The sequence below is a fragment of the Rathayibacter sp. VKM Ac-2927 genome, assembly GCF_022815525.1.
In the GTDB taxonomy this organism is placed as follows: Bacteria; Actinomycetota; Actinomycetes; order Actinomycetales; family Microbacteriaceae; genus Rathayibacter; species Rathayibacter festucae.
Genome location: NZ_JALGRT010000005.1, coordinates 258,495 through 274,501, shown reverse-complemented (window position 1 = coordinate 274,501; position 16,007 = coordinate 258,495). Strand labels below are relative to the sequence as shown.

Genomic DNA, 16,007 nt, shown 5'->3' with positions numbered 1-16,007 from the left:
ATCTGTCAAGGTGAGGTACACCCCAACTAGACGTCAGACAGGTCCGTCAAACCACGTCCGACTAGGGTCGCTTCTCACCTTGTCTGACACTCGCCTTTGTGTCTCTTCGACTTCAACTGGACAAGTAGGGGTCGGAGGCGGCATGTCGGGTCAGAGGGTCGGGTACGTACGGGTGAGCACGCTGGATCAGAGCACGCTCCGTCAGCTCGAGGGGGTGACGCTGGATCGGGTGTTCGAGGACAAAGCCTCCGGCAAGGACGCGAACCGTCCACAGCTCGAAGCGATGATCGGGTTCGTCCGCGACGGAGACACGGTGCTCGTGCACTCGATGGATCGGCTCGCGAGAAACCTCGAGGACCTGCGCCGGCTCGTGCGTCGGCTGACGGACAAGAAGGTCCGGGTCGAGTTCGTGAAGGAGCAGCTCACCTTCACCGGTGAGGACAGTGCGATGGCGAACCTGCTGCTGAACATGATGGGAGCGTTCGCAGAGTTCGAACGCGAACTTATACGGGAACGCCAACGCGAGGGCATCGCCCTGGCCAAGCAGCGCGGCGCCTACCGCGGCCGCGCTCGCTCCCTCTCCCCCGCCCAGATCGCCGAGCTGCGTGAGCGTGCCAGTGCCGGTGTGCCGAAGACGGTGCTGGCGAAGGAGTACAGCATCAGCCGGGAGACCGTGTACGCCTACCTCCGCACCACCGTCTCGACCGCCGCGGACCGTTAGGCAGCACCACGCCCTGGAACCGATGTTCCGAGACACGATCTGTCACCGCGCCTCGCTGGGGAGGTTCGGCGTGAGTGTCCATGAGCGAAGGAATTGCAAGGTTTAGAGCGGTTTATGCGATCTGGATAAATCGCTCTAAACCTTGCAATCGGGCGGCGACCATCCCAGCGGTGCGTTCCCGAGGGAAAAGCCGAACGTGGCCGAGCTACGCCGACGACGTGTGGACGTGTGTCCGCTAGCGCGTCCGGTCAGCTCTCGGAGCAACCCACGAACGTGTTCTGGGCGGTGCCGCTGGCCTTCGAACCGGTGCCGGCGTAGCCGTCGGGGAGGCTCGCGACGGCGTTCAGCGTGAACTGGGTGCTCGTCGAGAGATTGGTGCGCAGTGCCAGGGTCGTGCCGGCGGGCAGTGCGCTCGTCAGCGTGGCCTGGCGCGCGGTGCCGCTCAAGACGGAGATGAACGCGATCGCGGGAGTCGCTTTGAAGACACCGATGTCGCGGACGCCGGTGCCGTTGATCAGGATCGTCGTGCCAACCGGAAGATCGCCGCTGCCCGCGACCACGCGGAAGCCGGGGCCGAGGATCCCAGGGGTGCCGCACGATCCGGTCACGGTGAAGGCACCCACGTCGACGCTCGATGCCGCCGAGGCAGGACTGGCGAGGGCCACCGCGACGACGGGGACCGTCCAAGCGGCGACGTTGACGGCTCGACGTGAGACTCCGGGAGGTGTGGTTCCGTTTGGGTCGGTCATGGTGGCCCCTCGATCATGTGGCGGACGCCGGAGGTACCGGCTGCACTCAGAGGATCATCTCTGCTTCCCGAAGCGCCCGACGGTAGTCGCTGCCCCCCAATGAGGGCTATACGTCGTCGCCCCCACGTCCGGTATGCCGCCAGCGGCGCTTCAGCAGCTTTGCACTGGCACCCGCAATCGCAGCACCGACGATCGGCGCCAGGACAACCACTGACACCCGATGACCCAGAGACAGGTACCCGAGCAACAGCGTCACAACACCCCGTGTCTCACAACCGATGCTTCGCGCCGGCCGTGCCGGCTGCGGTTACGCGACGTAGTCGCAAGAACTGAGCGCCTGCACGATGCCGCGCCAGACTGAGCGTGTCGATCACCGAGGATGAGACGTCTCGTAACGCTAACGATACGAGACGCAACAGCGCGCCGTGTGCTCGCGTTAGAGCCGCGACGGAAGGACGTTTGTGAAGGTGTTGCTGCGCAGGTCGCCATAGAAGCTCGCCGGGTTCATCACATCAGGTGCGAGAGCCGAAATGACGGGGACCGCCATCACGAGCCATGACGGCAGAGTCGACACCACCGCCACGGCAACGCCCCGGTATAGGCGCGTAGTGCCGGCGCAGGTCTCCGACATCTCCTCGTCACTCCTGAGCAGATCGGCCGCTTCTCCCCCGACGAGGATCGTGAGCCCGACGTCGGGATTGGTCTCACGGGCACGATCGAGGATCGCGTCGGTGAGGCTCCGCACGCGGTCCACTAAGAGGATCGTTCCGGCGCTCACGAGGCGACGCTCTCGGCCGTGCCCGTCGAGGACGCAACGGACGAACTCACCGGCGCCGAGGACGGCGCAGCGCCAGCGATACCCGCAGACACCGAACGTCTTCCTCGTGAGAGAGCAAGGAGAAGGAAAGCCGCCACGCAAGCGATGGTCCCGATGACACCCGGGACGACGACAAGCGCAGAACCAAGCGGCACGAGCCCGGAAGAGAGCGTCGGAAGCTGCGACACCGCCCACAGGAACAACGCCACCACCAGGAAAGCCGCACCGGCCAACCCGAGAACCAACGCAATCGCCCGCACCCGGAACCCGCCCACCACAACTCTCTTCCTCGACACCGACGTCTGACCGTAGCGACCAGCGCGTGACGCGGCGTCATCCGAACGACGGACAACAAGCTTGTACGGTCAGACCACACCGTCCTGCCGCGTCTCGTTTGACGCCCCCTCACCGGACTGTTCATCGGACGGGTCAAACGGAACACCACGACCCCCATAATGGCGCTGCCAAGCCTCTCCACCGCTGGCGACCGGTCAAGGACCCCCTACCGGACGCCCCCAACCGGTGCACGATCCCCATACGGGATGCGCCCGGAACGGCCTAAGCCGCTCACCTCGTGCCATAACCTCGTGCCATGCGCACCCTTGAGCGGCTACCGCTCGCGGCGCTCATCACTGGTGCCTGCGCTCTTGTGGCGATGATCACCCTCCTAGGGTTGGCCTCCCTCGACTTCCCTCGGGACACGATTCCGCCATACGACCCCACCCCATCGATCCACCCGACCGCTCGTCCGATACCTCAGAAGACCGATGGCTGACCGGTCAACGATCCCCATACGGGACGGCCGGTACGCCGGCTCTCCCCGACAGAATCGTGCGACGATCACCGCGTGAACTCACAAGTCAGGGCCTTCGACAAACGCTGGCGAGCCGAGTGGGGCGATGACGTGGCGCCGATCGGATGGCACATGCGCTCGCTCGGCTCCGGGGCCGACCGGTGGAGCAGATTTCACACCCTGCCGAAGTCGAAGCAGTATCCCGAGAGCCTGGAGGAGATGCAGACGGTTCTCGATCGCTACGTCACCTTGCTGGCCGAGGTCGCGGGCGATTCTGCAGCCCCTCTGCTCGTCATCGCGCAGGAATGGGATCGAGACAACCTCGCCCGGACTCCGTGGATCGAAGCTCTTCTTCCCGATGCCGTCCACTGGAGAAGCTCCGTGCACGACGAGGACCTCTACGATCTCCCAGCTCTGAGGATCAGCTTCGGGCCACACCGACCCGAAGAACTCGAGCCACTGTTCCGCGCCGTCTCGAACGAGGAGGCGCACGTCGCCGCCACCGACGCCACCGCGAGCTGGCTCTTCGCCCCCTACGACGGAGGTGCCGACGTCTTCCTCAAGGACAAGCGACAGCAGGAAGACCTGCAAGCGAGATTTTCGGACTGGCTACCGGCGCCAGGACTTCCCGGTTCACCACCCGACAGCAACTGACAACCGGAACAGGTTCCGAGAATCGCAGCGGAGCGATCGGTGAACCTGCCTCTCACGGGACGATGTGCAACGTCACTGCATGCCAGAGTTGAGCCGTGGAGCGCTGGTTGAACGACGACATGCGATTGAGCGTGCCGTGGACGGTCACGGCGGTCGACGACGATCCCGCGCTCCGACCGCTCGTCGAAAGTGGATTCACTCGTTCAGGTGACTCGGTTGTCCTTCGGGCTCACGCCGTCTCTCGCCACCGGACGGCGCCGCCGTCCGATGCTTGGGGAGTGGAGTGGTGGGTGAACAGCATCCACTTGCGCGCGAACCCTCCGGCTACCGACGCGTCGTGGCGGGAGCAGGTGGTCGCACGAGGACTGTTCCTGATCGACGGCCTGCTCCCCCGAATGGTTCGACTCTCCTCGGGCCGTGCTGTTCAAGCCGTCCTGTCGCTTCAGTCGTCGCCAATCTCTGTCGATCCGGAAGCCGACTTCGCATCAGGGTCTGTCCACTTCACGCTTGTCCGCAGCGCAGTGGAAGACGCGCGAGCAGTTCAAGCGCGGTCGATGCAGCCGGTCATGGTTGTCACTCTCGACTCGATCAACACCTCGACCAGCGACAGCGACGCCTCCTGACGCAAGCCAGGGCGGAGTCCTCCGTCTATCGGGCAGGCCGGCCGTGCCCTGTAGAAACCGAAGCACTGAACGATGGTTATACGGGACGGCATATGCCGGTTGCAGTTGTCCGGCATGCGGCGCTCCCGGCAGAAGAGGATCATCCGTGTCGTGCCAGCATTCACAGGGCGGCCCTGGGTGTTCGATGCCCTCGGGTCAAGCTCCGACCTCGATACCGCGATCGACTCGGCAGAGGACGACGGCGGTCTCGTCCGCCTCGACGCGCGGGCGATGCGGACGGCGGACGAACTCTGGGACGTATACGGCCGTCACTTCTCGTTCCCGACCACAGTGGAGAACTGGCCGGCCTTTCACGAGTACATCCGCGACCTGTCCTGGTTCCAGGCCTTCTCCTACTTGACCGTCATCGAGCATGCCGGGTTCATCCTCGCCGACGAGCCGCTGGAACGAGCGACCTTCCGCCGACTGCTGAGCTACGCCGGGCAAGCGTGGGAGAACAGCCCGGTGACAGAGTTCCGCTTCAACTCAGTGTTCCTGTTCGACGTGAGCCCATCGACAGGGTGACGCGAGGCGGGATCCAGTTGCTTGAGGATCCTCTAACGGAGTAGCCAACGGCGTCGCGTGTACCGCTTGGGACCGCGCGCACATGACCGGGCGTCCGCCGGGCGCGGAGGGCGGTCGACGTCGCTGCGTCACCTCGACTCGCGAACGGCTCGGAACCGGTCGGCATGGAGGACACTTCGAGCATGTGGCTGGAAGGCGTGGCGCTTGAGCGTCGGTTGCGCGAGATGGATGACCCTGCGGCTCTCGAGCAGCCGACCGATTTCGACGGACCACGACTGGCCGCGAAGGTGGACGGGTTTGCAGCGCTCCTCGAGAAGAGCTTTCCCGGCGCGGTGTCGGTAGACGATCCTTGGGGTTGGCAGGACTCCGCAACGTTCACTCAGGTGACAGTGGGCGGTGCAGCCACGCGCACGACGGCGAACCTCGTCATTGCCATCAGCCAGCACGGGGACCTCTGCTTCATCGCCCTCGAGGCACCGGGCGCGTACTCGCGGGAGGAGTTTGATGCGCTGGTCGAATCAGAGGACGTCGCTGCGATAGCCTCCGCTCTCGACGCCCTCGATTTCACGGTCGCGCCCGAAGAATTGCTATGGGCGCGATACGACGGGCCTTCGCCCGCCAACCCGCCGGACTGGCAGGAACGTTACTTCGGCTACCCCTAGTTACCGTGCCCGCCGAACTGGAGCCGCCGGTGTGGCCCTGCGCTCGGCCGCTAGGCAGAGCGCGGCCAGGAGGAGCACGCGCGTCGGCTCGGCCGCCCAGTGAGCGATCGTTCACCGGTGCGCTGTGGCGCCCGTCCCGATCGGTCCGACGCATGTGAGCGAGAAACCCTGCTCAGCTGAGAGGCGATCGCCTATTGTTCGATCATGATGTTCCATCGCGGACGTGCGACGCTCGGCGCCGGGGTGGCGGTAGTTCTTCTGGTCACAGGATGCGCTGGAACAAGCGAAGCACGCGTCGACCCTGTCTCCTCGATGTCGCCGTCGGCGCAGATTCCGGCGGAGACAATCGCTACCGCCGCTGACGCCGACCGCGTCGAGAACCTTCCTGCGCTTCAGCCGTACGACGCGTCCGAGCCGCTCGTCCCCGTGGAGTCGCTTCTTGCTCGGGCAAGCGCCGCGAATGGTCTCGATGGCGACGGAGTGGAAGCTGATGCTCCTGTCTATGCCGCGAGCCTCGCGTATGGCGATGTGACTAAGTACTCGCCACGTCTCGGAGAGGACGCGCGGATTGCCGCTGACCGGCCCATGTGGGTTCTCAGCGTGCACGGACGCATGCAGAACTACGGAAGCCTCCCAGGCGCTTCGCCCGTTGTTTGGGACGTCTACACCGCCGTCTTCGACGGACCGACGGGCGCCTTCATGGCATCCGGCCCAGGCGACATCGAAGAGCTCGGTATCCCGGGCACCTACATCCGCTAGACACTGAGTGGGCACCCGTCACCCCGACGAGCGTCTCCAAATCTCACCCAAACGTCCAGACCCCGACCCGTTAGGACCACCGCTAGCTGCACCGTCCGGTCAACGATCCGCTTACGGAACGGTTCCGCGGCGCCCGCGTCGCGTGTGCAGGGGACCTTGAACATCTCAATGCTCACGGTCGTCTGCACGAGTGGCGCGGTGGCCCGACGATTCGTGCAGGCGACCGCAAGGAACGACACACGCCGAGACGCCGTCTTCGGCGGCCAGACGACGACCCCTCATCGGACGCCCGAAGCATCGACGCACTAGCCCTCCGAGGCTCGCGCCGCGCTACCGTCGAATGCGCCCGACCAAGGCACCCCTAATCCAGTAAGGGGGTGTCCTGCCCGCAGCACGGTGAGGGTGGCAGCCCGTTCGAGCCGGGCCGGGTCAGAGGAGCCTCGCGCTGCGGGCGCTAGGCTCCCGCTACACGCGGAGAGCGATCCCTATCCGGGACGCGAGGCGCGGCTGCGATGATCAGTCCATGCATCGAACAGTAGGCAGAGTGGTCAGCCGGTGACACAACCGCAATCAGACGCGAGAACGGTTCGCGCGAGGATCCGTCTCCGTCCAACCAGCGACGGCGGCCGAAAGGCGCCCATCGTTCTCGACGGAAGGTATCGACCTCATGTCGTCGTCGTCGGCGGCGACGGAACGCATCTCGGCGTGATCGTGCGCAGCAGCGAGGCTACTGAAGTCGATCCCGGCGAGACGAGCGAAGTGACCCTTCAGCTTCTGTACGACATCGACTACAGCTCCCTCAGCGCCGGAGCTGCCTTCACTATCGTTGAAGGCCCCAAAGCCATAGGTGACGGACAAGTCCTCTAAAACAGTCGCCTCGGTAGGCCGCCATGCTCTGAAGACACGATCGAGCGCGTCGCCCGCAGAACTGCGCCGTAACGTCCGCTGCGATGCTCGGCCGCACCGCGTGACGACCCGGTGATCGATGGTCTAGCGGGCGTCCGGTAGGGGATCGGCTAACGGGACTCCACCGAGCTGGCGCAGTGTCCGGCGATCTGAAAGACATTTGCAGATCGTTCCGCAGCGCCCTACGATCTGAAAGACCGTTTCAGATCAAGGGAGTCGCCGTGCAGGAACATCGTCCGAACCTTGCTGACCCCGGGGTCCTCGACGCGTTATCTCACCCGGTGCGTCTCGACGTCCTCGGATACCTCGCCTCTTCGGGGCCAGCGACGGCCTCGCAGTGTGCCCGCGCGGTTGGGGACACTCCGTCGAACTGCAGCTACCACCTCCGCGTGTTGGCTTCCCATGGGTTGGTCGAGCCGGATCCCTCGGGCGATGGCCGGTCTCGACCTTGGCGCACGAACATCACCGGGTTCACCACGGACGACGTCGACCCGGCCGACCTAGCTGGCCTCGACCGGATGCTGGCTGCTTCGGTCGAGCTCGACCACCACTTGCTCCGCGAGTACCTCCGCGGCCGCGACGCGGCACCGCCGGAGTGGCGGGCAGTGGACCTGCACGCCTCCTATGGCCTCGTTCTCTCGCCGGCCGAGCTGGCCCAGGTCGTTCAACAGATTGACGCAGTCGTCCGCCCGTACATCCAGGCGACCCGGAACGACGCACCCGCCGAAGCCGAACACGTGCACCTGTCGCTCAGTGCGTTCCCGCGGTTCGAATTCGGACCGGACCGGTGACGACCACGACCACCCGTCCCGGGTTCAGGGCCTCAGCGATGGCCGTACCCGCCTTCCGGCGGCTCTGGCTCGCCGGGCTTGTGTCGGACACCGGCGACTGGTTGATGTTCATCGCTCTGCCGCTGGTCGTCCTCCAACTCACCGGTTCCGCCGTCGGGACGTCGATCGCATTCCTCCTCGAGCTCGCCCCACCGGTGCTACTCGCCCCGGTCGTTGCACGGATCACGGACCGGCTGTCGCACCGTCTCGTGATGGTCGTGGCGATGGTCGGACAGGCGCTGACGCTGCTGCCGTTGCTCCTCGTGCACACCGCGTCGGACCTGCCGGTCATCTACGGGGTCATCGTGGCGCAGGCATCGTTCGGCGCCTTCTTCCTGCCGGCGAAGAACGCGCTCCTGCCGACGCTCGTCGGACTCGAGCGCGCGAACTCGGCGAACGCGCTCGTCGGGCTGAACAACGACCTCGGGCGGATCGTCGGCGGCCCGCTCGGCGGTGTACTCCTCGCGGTCGGCTCGTTGAGCGCCATCGCTCTCATGGACGTGGCCTCCTACGTCGTCGCGGCTGCCCTCGTCCTCAGCCTGCCCCGCGAACGCCGAACCAATCCTGGGGGGTATCCCAGCAAGCACCCCGGCACGCCGAAGCCCAGTGGCGTCCTCCACGCCCTCGCCGACCAGCCAACGCGGCACCTCATCCTGGTGAACACCGTCGCGTCGGTCGCCCAAGGACTCTTCCTCGTCCTGTTCGTCTTCTTCGTGACCGACGTGATCCGCGGGAACGCAGCCGACGTCGGCCTCCTCCGCGGCGTGCAGGCGATCGGAGCAATCGGCGCCGGGCTCGCACTCGGCGTCCTCGGGGCCAAGATCGACGCCTTACGGCTCGCGCTCATCGGCGCGAGCACGTTCACGGTCATCACCGTGCTCTGCTGGAACGCGTCCTTCGTCACCCACGCCGTACCGCTCTACGCGATGCTCTTCGCCACGATCGGGGTTCCCGCGGTCTTCATGGGCGCGGGACTGACCAGCCTCCTGCAACAGGCCACGCACGGTGCACACCGGGGAAGCGCCTTCGCCGCACTCGGCCTCGGCCAGGCGATCGGTCAGGCGATCGGGATCACGGCCGCGGGGCTCCTGCAGGAACCGCTCGGCACACTGCCCCTGCTCGAAATCCAAGCCGGCACCTACGCGCTCACCGCACTGCTGGCCTTCATCCTGCTCCCACACCACGCGACACGTCCGGCCAACCCCCGCCATCACAACCTGCTCCGAGCTCGTCCGGTTGACCATCCTCAAACGGGATGGTTCACCGCTCACCATCGCCCCTCGCTCGATAGCGTCGAGGTCATGAGCGCCCTTTCCGACTACATCGACGCCTGGAAGCAGAACGACCCTGCCGCGATCGTCGCGACGGTCACCCCCGACGTCGTCGTCATCGAGAGCTACGGCCCTGTGTACCGAGGCGCTCCGACGGTCCTCCGCTGGGCCGAGTCCTGGCTGGCGGCCGGCGGACGCGTACTCGGGTGGACCATCACCAACGAATTCACAGCCGGCGACCGCATCGCGGTCGAGTGGCTATTCGAGTGCCACTGGGACGGAGCGGACCACGCCTTCGACGGATCGACGCTCGCGACCGTCCGCGACGGAAAGATCGCAAGGCTCCGCGAATACGCGACCAGCGCTCCCCTCTACGACTGGGAATAACGATGGACCTAGGGGCCGAAGCGCGCTGGAGGCTCTGTCGGATGCCCGGATCGCAGTAGGTGGTTCTACCACCCGGAGGACGATCCCCAAACAGAACACTCCTGAGCGGCGGCCGAGCTAGGACCGGTGGCCGTCACTGCGCCCCTGGCCACACCCGTCGCCGGATGGATGTCAGGACGATTGGGCGATCTTCAGCAGTAGCCGGTTCAACTCGGCGCTCTCGGCGCCTGTGAGCGCGGCGTCGCTGAGGTCATTGGCGGCCAGAGCGATCTCCCACGCCTCCTCGAGGACGTGTTGGCCCTCGGTGGTCATCCTGACGGGGTTGCGATGACCCCGGGCGCGCGTCCCACTCCGGCTGATCAGGCCACGCTCCTCGAGACCGTCGAGGAGCGGAGCGACGCTCTGCGGTCGGAGCAGCACGGCGCGCGCGATCTCGGCCGACGTCATCTCGTCCTCCTGCTCCAGGAAGGCGAGCACGCCGAACTGGATGGGATTGAGGCGGTGTCCGGACAGCCTGTCCGCGAGGCGGTTGCCCACGAACCGGGCCACGCGCACCACGTTCCAGGTCAGGACATCGTCGAGGTCGTTCCCACCCTCGGATACCGCTCGAGGTCCCATCCACTCATCCTTCCATCCGGGCTACCACCGCTGTACCGTTGAGATACAGATTTCTGTTACTCGATGAGGAGACCATCATGACCGACACCGCATCCGCCGACCAGCACCACATCGCCGACCTGGTGAAGCACGCGAAGGTGGCCATGCTCACCACCATGACCGAGGACGGCCGCCACGTCAGCCGTCCCATGGCGCTGCAGGAGACCGAGTTCGACGGCGACCTGTGGTTCTTCGCCTACGACGACTCCGCCAAGGCCGAGCAGATCGCCGCCCACCCGGAGGTGAACGTGTCCTTCTCCGACACCGGCGCCCACTCCTGGACCTCCCTCGCGGGTCGCGCCGAGATCGTCCACGACCGGCAGAAGGCCGAGCAGCTGTGGGCGAAGCCGCTTCAGGCGTGGTTCCCCGACGGCCTGGAGACCACCGGACTCGCGCTCATCAAAGTCTCAGCGGACACCGCCGAGTACTGGGAGGGCCCCTCCAGCACCGTCGCGTACATCGCTCAGACCGTGCGGGCGGCCGTGACCCGCGACCCGGACCGCGACCCGATCGACAACGACACCGTGCAGCTGTGACCGAGGACGCGGCGCCCTCACCGTCCCCTGCGCTCGAGCGCCTACTGGTCCTCGGAGCGAACGGACCGACGGGCCGTCAGGTCGTGCGTCAGGCGCTCGCACGAGGGCACCGCGTCTCCGCACTCACCCGGCACCCGGAGGCCTTCCCGATCCAGCATGCCCGCCTCGAGGTAATCGCCGGAGACGCCACCGACGCGACCGTCATCCAGCACGCCGTCGCCGGAGCCGATGCCGTCATCAGCGTCATCGGCGCCTCCTTCACCAGGAAGCCGGTCGAGGTCTACTCCGCGAGCGCAGCTCTGGTAGTCGCCGCGATGACCGGGCGCAGGAGAGGACGGCTGATCGTCGTGACCTCGGCCGGAGTGCACCCGTCGCACCAGCAGCAGGGGCCGGCCCGGAAGGCAGCGCTCACGCTGATGCGACGCACCCTCGGCCGCACCGTCTACGACGACATGGTCCGCATGGAGGCGATCGTGTCCGCGACCGACCTGGACTGGACGATCGTGCGACCACCCGGACTGACCGACGAACCCGGCCGCGGCTACCAGGTGGCCCGAGACGAGATCCAGGGCCGCCTCTGCGCCCGCGAGGACCTCGCCCGCATGCTCCTCGACCAGCTCACCGACACCCGGTACCACCAGAGCATCGCCGCCGTCACCACGCCGGGCCTCACGGTCGGCGCACTGCGGATGATCCGGCGCGAGGTGCTCAAGCGCTAGAGCCACCCGCACCTCACGAGCACACGACAGGAAGCACATGCGCGCGAGGGAAGCGCCCGGCCAACCATCCCCATACGGGACGCCTGCCGACGGGCGAAGATCAGCACCTTGCGGATCCCAGATGCCGTGCGGCTCAGGGTGCGCTGTCGACGACGAGGGTCGTGACGGCGGTGTACTGCTGCTCGGTCCCCGCCGGGATCGCGCCCTGATCGGAAGAGGTTAGAGTCCGCTCCCCGATGAAGAGTCCTGTCGCGGGGTCGATGACGATCTCGGGGACGTCCATGTCGGTATCAAGGCTGAAGGCAATGCCGGTCCGTCCGTCGAGGACGGCGCTCCCGTCCGCGATACGGATCCCCGGGATCATCGCCAGAGCGCGGTAGAGGGTAGAGCGCTCGGCACCGGTCAGCGTGCCTGACCGGAGTAGCTCCGCCGCGCCCGACATCGCACCCGCGTCGGTCCCATCGCCCCACGGGAGGCGGCGCAGCGCGGCCAGCGCCTCCCCGGGATCGGTCGGCAGCGACTCCTCGGTGACCTCGCCTCCGAGCTCAGCGGCGTGCACAAAGTCTCCCTCGGGATCCTTCGTGATCTGCACGACTCCGCTCTGCACGGTCAAGGCCCAATCGCGCTCGGCGGCCGCGCGCGACACCTCGCCGTAGAACGCCGTGGCCGGCTTGGCGGTGACCCGCTGCACCCAGTCGGTGTCGTCGTCGGCGGGAATGAACACCTCGGTAGTACTCGGTGAGAGGTAGGCGGTGTAGTCACCGTCGGCGTCGACCTCGTAGGCGAGGTAGGCCGCCTCTGTCGTGATCTTGAGGTACTGGCCGGGGCCGACGGCCGGGTCCTCGATGGTGATGGTCGTGTCAGCTGCGGTCCGCAGCACCTCGGCCGCTTCCGCGCTGTCGGCGCCCGGCCCGAGAACGACGACACCGATCACGAGGGCTGCGGCGAGGGGGACGGCGACGAGTCCGGTGAGGAGCGCTCCTCGCGCTCGGGCCGGCCGCGGTGCGGTGCTCTGCTCGACCGTCTCGACGAGGAGGCGGCGAAGAGCTGTGGTCTGGTCGTGTCGGGGAGATGTCATCGTCGTCCACTCGTTTCTGTCGTGCCGGTCAGGAGGGAGGGTGCCAGGAGGCGGGAAGCGAGAGCCTTTTTGGCGCGGTGCAGGCGCGACTTGACCGTCCCCAGGGGCACGCCGAGCGCCTCCCCCGCCTCGGCCTCGCTCAAACCCTCGATCACGCACAGGGTGATCACGTCGCGATGGTGCGGTGCAAGGTCTCGGAGCGCAGCGACGGCGGGGCCCTCGTCGAGCAGCTCCTCCGGGCCGGCGAGTGATTCCGAACGGGGAACCCGCTCGAGGAGGGCGCGGTAGCGGCGGGCCGACCGGGAGACGTTCCGTGAGGAGTGCGTCGCGGTCACCAGCAGCCACGGCAGCAGTGACCCACTCACGAAGCGCACGCTCGCGCGCTTCCGCCACGCCTCGAGGAACGTGATCCCCACCACGTCCTGCGCGTCATCGATACTCGGCACCAGCGCGAGGCTGTGGCGGAAGACGCGGGACTGGTGCCGGTCGAAGACGCGCGCAAAGGCCTCGCCATCTCCAGATCGGGCCGCGCGCCACTCATCGGCGTCGCTTGCGGGGATGCTCATACCTGAAGTGTCCGGGACCGCCACGAAGGTTCCCCTCCATCGAAAGTGACCCACTTAGCGATCCCCATACGGGACGGCACCCGAATCCCTTCGCTTGCCTCCTCACGCTCACATCTGAGTCGAATCTCAGAGACCGCAGCAATCGGATCGTGGGAGTCTTCTCGAGGGGCACGTGGGGAAGGCGCTGATTGGCGTAGGTCCGGACCGCTAGCGCCCTCAGGATGGGGACGGCATGAAGCGAACCGAGCTGGCACTCGGAGCGACGACTCTCCTCGCGAGCGTCATCGCCGCAGGGGCTCTCATGTCCACCGCTCAAGCTCAGCCACGGGCTGCGGCTGAAGTGACCAGCGCATCAACGGCACCAACTGCGTCGACCGAACAGCGCAGCTCCATCGGCGATCCAATGCCGAACGGTGAGTTCGAGGCAATCTGGGGCGGCGAAGCCGCCGCTGACATCCCGGAGCCAGAGACCAGTGCAACCGCCGCCGTTGAAGGGACCGCCGTCGAGTCGGCCGATGCTGCGATCGCCATCGCCCTCAGCGACCAGACCTCCATCAAGGTCGACACGAGCACCCGCGCCATCAAGACCACGTCGGAAGAGGCGTACGGCCCCGAGGGACTGCTAGCCGAAAGCAGCCTCCCTCCAACGCCGAATGGCGTCTCCACAGATGAGCTCTGGCTGGTCGGCGTCACAGGTGACATCACCAACAGCTACGGCCGCGTGGCGCTCTCGCTCGACTGGATGATCTTCGTCATCGACGCCAGGACTGGGTTGGTGGCGAACACCTGGGGCAACACCGGCACGCTGCCAGACATCTTCGGCTGACGCAGGCATACCCAGAACGCGGGTTGCCTGACTCATCGACTGCATCGCATCTTCACGAGGACGTCAGAACGACCGGAGCAGGATCCCCATACGGAACGCGCGCCAGGCCCTCGGGTTCGCGAGACTAGACCGGTGTCGAAGCAGAAGAAGATCCGTGAAGTGCTGCTCTCAGCTTGGGCGGAGAACGAGGCCGTCCGGATCTGGCGCGGCTCGAAGAGGGACGAGACGATTGAAGGGTTCGTCGTCGGAGTCGGTCGCAAATGGACGCTTGTCACACCGATGACGACCGGGGGCTTCTTCGACGGCTATGCCGCGATCCTCCTGACCGACATCAGTCGCGCGCGTCCCTACGACACCTGGGAGCACCGCTTCTCTCGAACACGGCCCGAGTGGCCCCCGCGGCCGCCGACAGGCACGCCGGCGATCGATCTGGACAGCACCTCGGGCATGCTGGCGACCTTCCTCCAACCGGGCGTCCTGCTCTCCATCGAACGCAAGAAGCCGCGGGGCCCGCTCTGGGTGGGCGTCCCGAACGAGCTCACCCGGAAATGGTTCTACCTCTGGGAAGTCGACTCGAACGCCGTCTGGCACCCCGAGCCGCTGGGCTACAAACCTCGAACCATCACACTGGTCAAAACCGGCGACCGCTACCTCCGCGGACTGACCGTCGTTGCGGACCCTCCTCCGTCCGAGGACCTCCCCCACCACTGGACAGCCCGTTCGAAAGCCGGGAAACGTCAGCAGTGACGTGCGGCCCGCTTAGCCAGCCCTGATCGTCAGATGGCGGCGTCGCGCTGGTTGAGGTCCGACCGAGACACACCCTCAGCCAACTTCGACACGGTTACCTAGGAGCCGGCGCAGCCGGGACAGCCGGTTGCGGATCGATCCCACCTGCACGTCGAGCTGCGCGGCCGCGTCGGCGTAGGTCATGTCCTCGACCAAGCAAAGGCGGAAGATCTGCTGGTCGATCTCCGGCAGCCGCGAGACAGCCCGTGTGACGTCCTCGAGGACGGCACGTGCCTCGACCAAGCGCTCCGGGGAAAAGTTGTAGTCGGCGTAGGCGACGGGTTGCTCTCGGGCGACGAGGCGGATGGCGGCGCGCAGCACGTTGTTGCACTCCAGCCGTGTCGCAACGAGTAGCCACGGCAGGGCTGACGTTCCGACGAAGTGCGTGCTCGCGCGCTTCCTCCAGAGAGCGAAGAAGACGCTTTGCAGCACGTCTTCCGCGTCCTCCTCGCTCCGCAGGCGCGCAACGGCGTAGCGGTAGACGGCCAGCGCGTGCCGGCGGTAGAGCACGCCGAACGCGTCGCGGGAGCCTCCCGCGAGCTCGCTCAGCAGAGCGACGTCGTCCGCGGCGGCGCTCTCGCCGGTCATCGGGACTCGAGAGCGTCGAGGCCCAGACGGGCGCACCACTCGGCGTCCGGCTCGTCGCGTGCCGTCGGGAACACGGCGGCGAGGCCGTCAGAGCGGACGCAGACGGCGCTGACGGCCTCGTCAGTCCAACACAACGCCGTCGCCATCGCGACACGTTCAGCCGTGTCCTCGGGCAGCCCTCCAATAATGCTGGAGACAGCGAGGTCGGGCTCATTGATGTCGGCCGTCGTGTAGCAGGCGGCAGCTTCGCGAACCGTCGTCGGTGTGGCGACTTCGAACGTGTTGATACCGGCCCCAACGCCCGCAGCGACGGCCCCGATCCCCACGAGAACACCCAGAGTGCGCCGCCGCCGCGCGACTTTCGTCGCTCTGGTGATCTGCGCGTCGAGGCGCCCCTCAACGCGCGCGAGCACCTCATCGTCCTGAGTGGATGCCATCATCAGTCCCCCTGTCTGAACACTCTCACTCGGTAACGTCCGCAGCGCCGGTTTCGTCTCAACAAATTCCGTACCGTC

20 protein-coding genes are annotated in these 16,007 nt (G+C 66.5%); 13 read left to right on the top strand and 7 right to left on the bottom strand.

The window, feature by feature from the left end:
- Positions 1 to 142: 142 nt before the first annotated feature.
- Positions 143 to 721: a recombinase family protein gene (locus MT353_RS16335; RefSeq protein ID WP_243625349.1), complete on the top strand. Its 579-nt coding sequence runs from the start codon at positions 143 to 145 to the stop codon at positions 719 to 721.
- A gap of 248 nt (positions 722 to 969) precedes the next feature.
- Here MT353_RS16335 and MT353_RS16330 read toward each other — a convergent pair whose 3' ends face one another.
- Both MT353_RS16330 and MT353_RS16325 read right to left on the bottom strand, forming a co-directional pair.
- On the bottom strand, positions 970 to 1,470 hold the full coding sequence (locus tag MT353_RS16330) for a hypothetical protein (RefSeq protein ID WP_243625310.1): 501 nt from the start codon (positions 1,468 to 1,470) through the stop codon (positions 970 to 972).
- A gap of 436 nt (positions 1,471 to 1,906) precedes the next feature.
- Positions 1,907 to 2,248, bottom strand: a complete 342-nt coding sequence (locus tag MT353_RS16325; protein ID WP_243625309.1) for a hypothetical protein — start codon at positions 2,246 to 2,248, stop codon at positions 1,907 to 1,909.
- Between the two features lie 18 nt (positions 2,249 to 2,266).
- On the opposite strand from MT353_RS16325, the gene MT353_RS16320 reads away from it, so the two are divergent.
- From MT353_RS16320 to MT353_RS16285, 8 genes are all read left to right on the top strand, one after another.
- Positions 2,267 to 2,593: a hypothetical protein gene (locus MT353_RS16320; protein WP_243625308.1), complete on the top strand. Its 327-nt coding sequence runs from the start codon at positions 2,267 to 2,269 to the stop codon at positions 2,591 to 2,593.
- A 541-nt stretch (positions 2,594 to 3,134) separates the two neighbouring features.
- The gene (locus MT353_RS16315) at positions 3,135 to 3,734 is read left to right on the top strand and encodes a hypothetical protein (RefSeq protein WP_243625307.1); all 600 of its coding nucleotides are present in this window, start codon (positions 3,135 to 3,137) and stop codon (positions 3,732 to 3,734) included.
- A 290-nt stretch (positions 3,735 to 4,024) separates the two neighbouring features.
- Positions 4,025 to 4,357, top strand: a complete 333-nt coding sequence (locus MT353_RS16310; protein ID WP_243625306.1) for a hypothetical protein — start codon at positions 4,025 to 4,027, stop codon at positions 4,355 to 4,357.
- A gap of 72 nt (positions 4,358 to 4,429) precedes the next feature.
- The gene (locus MT353_RS16305) at positions 4,430 to 4,921 is read left to right on the top strand and encodes a barstar family protein (protein ID WP_243625305.1); all 492 of its coding nucleotides are present in this window, start codon (positions 4,430 to 4,432) and stop codon (positions 4,919 to 4,921) included.
- A 182-nt stretch (positions 4,922 to 5,103) separates the two neighbouring features.
- Entirely contained in the window at positions 5,104 to 5,583 is a 480-nt protein-coding gene (locus MT353_RS16300; RefSeq protein WP_243625304.1) for a hypothetical protein, read from the top strand.
- A gap of 204 nt (positions 5,584 to 5,787) precedes the next feature.
- Positions 5,788 to 6,342 (top strand): hypothetical protein, encoded by a 555-nt coding sequence (locus MT353_RS16295; RefSeq protein WP_243625303.1) that lies wholly within the window; start codon positions 5,788 to 5,790, stop codon positions 6,340 to 6,342.
- Positions 6,343 to 7,385: 1,043 nt separating this feature from the next.
- Entirely contained in the window at positions 7,386 to 8,039 is a 654-nt protein-coding gene (locus tag MT353_RS21680; protein WP_308197532.1) for a helix-turn-helix domain-containing protein, read from the top strand.
- Positions 8,036 to 9,736, top strand: a complete 1,701-nt coding sequence (locus MT353_RS16285) for an MFS transporter (RefSeq protein WP_243625301.1) — start codon at positions 8,036 to 8,038, stop codon at positions 9,734 to 9,736. The genes MT353_RS21680 and MT353_RS16285 overlap by 4 nt, the downstream gene beginning before the upstream one ends.
- Before the next feature lie 171 nt (positions 9,737 to 9,907).
- Here MT353_RS16285 and MT353_RS16280 read toward each other — a convergent pair whose 3' ends face one another.
- Positions 9,908 to 10,354 carry a MarR family winged helix-turn-helix transcriptional regulator gene (locus MT353_RS16280; RefSeq protein ID WP_243625300.1) on the bottom strand — a complete coding sequence of 149 codons (447 nt, stop codon included), beginning with the start codon at positions 10,352 to 10,354 and terminating at the stop codon, positions 9,908 to 9,910.
- 77 nt (positions 10,355 to 10,431) lie between these two features.
- On the opposite strand from MT353_RS16280, the gene MT353_RS16275 reads away from it, so the two are divergent.
- Positions 10,432 to 10,929: a pyridoxamine 5'-phosphate oxidase family protein gene (locus MT353_RS16275; protein WP_243625299.1), complete on the top strand. Its 498-nt coding sequence runs from the start codon at positions 10,432 to 10,434 to the stop codon at positions 10,927 to 10,929.
- Complete coding sequence (locus tag MT353_RS16270; protein WP_243625298.1) at positions 10,926 to 11,648, top strand: NAD(P)-dependent oxidoreductase; 723 nt, start codon at positions 10,926 to 10,928, stop codon at positions 11,646 to 11,648. The genes MT353_RS16275 and MT353_RS16270 overlap by 4 nt, the downstream gene beginning before the upstream one ends.
- Positions 11,649 to 11,781: 133 nt before the next feature.
- Here MT353_RS16270 and MT353_RS16265 read toward each other — a convergent pair whose 3' ends face one another.
- Positions 11,782 to 12,726, bottom strand: coding sequence for a CU044_5270 family protein (locus tag MT353_RS16265; RefSeq protein WP_243625297.1), 945 nt, complete (start codon positions 12,724 to 12,726; stop codon positions 11,782 to 11,784).
- The gene (locus MT353_RS16260; RefSeq protein WP_243625296.1) at positions 12,723 to 13,316 is read right to left on the bottom strand and encodes an RNA polymerase sigma factor; all 594 of its coding nucleotides are present in this window, start codon (positions 13,314 to 13,316) and stop codon (positions 12,723 to 12,725) included. The genes MT353_RS16265 and MT353_RS16260 overlap by 4 nt, the downstream gene beginning before the upstream one ends.
- Positions 13,317 to 13,524: 208 nt before the next feature.
- Here MT353_RS16260 and MT353_RS16255 point away from each other — a divergent pair, with 208 nt between their 5' ends.
- Both MT353_RS16255 and MT353_RS16250 read left to right on the top strand, forming a co-directional pair.
- Positions 13,525 to 14,118 (top strand): hypothetical protein, encoded by a 594-nt coding sequence (locus tag MT353_RS16255; protein WP_243625295.1) that lies wholly within the window; start codon positions 13,525 to 13,527, stop codon positions 14,116 to 14,118.
- 132 nt (positions 14,119 to 14,250) lie between these two features.
- Positions 14,251 to 14,865, top strand: a complete 615-nt coding sequence (locus MT353_RS16250; RefSeq protein ID WP_243625294.1) for a hypothetical protein — start codon at positions 14,251 to 14,253, stop codon at positions 14,863 to 14,865.
- Between the two features lie 75 nt (positions 14,866 to 14,940).
- Here the strand turns inward: MT353_RS16250 and MT353_RS16245 are convergent, their stop codons facing one another.
- Together MT353_RS16245 and MT353_RS16240 are read right to left on the bottom strand one after the other, a co-directional pair.
- On the bottom strand, positions 14,941 to 15,492 hold the full coding sequence (locus MT353_RS16245; protein ID WP_243625293.1) for an RNA polymerase sigma factor: 552 nt from the start codon (positions 15,490 to 15,492) through the stop codon (positions 14,941 to 14,943).
- A complete protein-coding gene (locus tag MT353_RS16240) occupies positions 15,489 to 15,932 on the bottom strand; it encodes a hypothetical protein (RefSeq protein WP_243625292.1) in 444 nt (147 codons plus the stop codon). The genes MT353_RS16245 and MT353_RS16240 overlap by 4 nt, the downstream gene beginning before the upstream one ends.
- Between the last annotated feature and the right edge of the window lie 75 nt (positions 15,933 to 16,007).

What these genes read in the sequence shown, in the direction of transcription:
- MT353_RS16335 (WP_243625349.1), top strand. Translation starts at nt 143, where the DNA reads ATGTCGGGTCAGAGGGTCGGGTACGTACGGGTGAGCACGCTGGATCAG.
- MT353_RS16330 (WP_243625310.1), bottom strand. Translation starts at nt 1,470, where the DNA reads ATGACCGACCCAAACGGAACCACACCTCCCGGAGTCTCACGTCGAGCC.
- MT353_RS16305 (WP_243625305.1), top strand. Translation starts at nt 4,430, where the DNA reads ATGGTTATACGGGACGGCATATGCCGGTTGCAGTTGTCCGGCATGCGG.
- MT353_RS16300 (WP_243625304.1), top strand. Translation starts at nt 5,104, where the DNA reads ATGTGGCTGGAAGGCGTGGCGCTTGAGCGTCGGTTGCGCGAGATGGAT.
- MT353_RS16295 (WP_243625303.1), top strand. Translation starts at nt 5,788, where the DNA reads ATGATGTTCCATCGCGGACGTGCGACGCTCGGCGCCGGGGTGGCGGTA.
- MT353_RS16280 (WP_243625300.1), bottom strand. Translation starts at nt 10,354, where the DNA reads ATGGGACCTCGAGCGGTATCCGAGGGTGGGAACGACCTCGACGATGTC.
- MT353_RS16275 (WP_243625299.1), top strand. Translation starts at nt 10,432, where the DNA reads ATGACCGACACCGCATCCGCCGACCAGCACCACATCGCCGACCTGGTG.
- MT353_RS16265 (WP_243625297.1), bottom strand. Translation starts at nt 12,726, where the DNA reads ATGACATCTCCCCGACACGACCAGACCACAGCTCTTCGCCGCCTCCTC.
- MT353_RS16255 (WP_243625295.1), top strand. Translation starts at nt 13,525, where the DNA reads ATGAAGCGAACCGAGCTGGCACTCGGAGCGACGACTCTCCTCGCGAGC.
- MT353_RS16245 (WP_243625293.1), bottom strand. Translation starts at nt 15,492, where the DNA reads ATGACCGGCGAGAGCGCCGCCGCGGACGACGTCGCTCTGCTGAGCGAG.
- MT353_RS16240 (WP_243625292.1), bottom strand. Translation starts at nt 15,932, where the DNA reads ATGATGGCATCCACTCAGGACGATGAGGTGCTCGCGCGCGTTGAGGGG.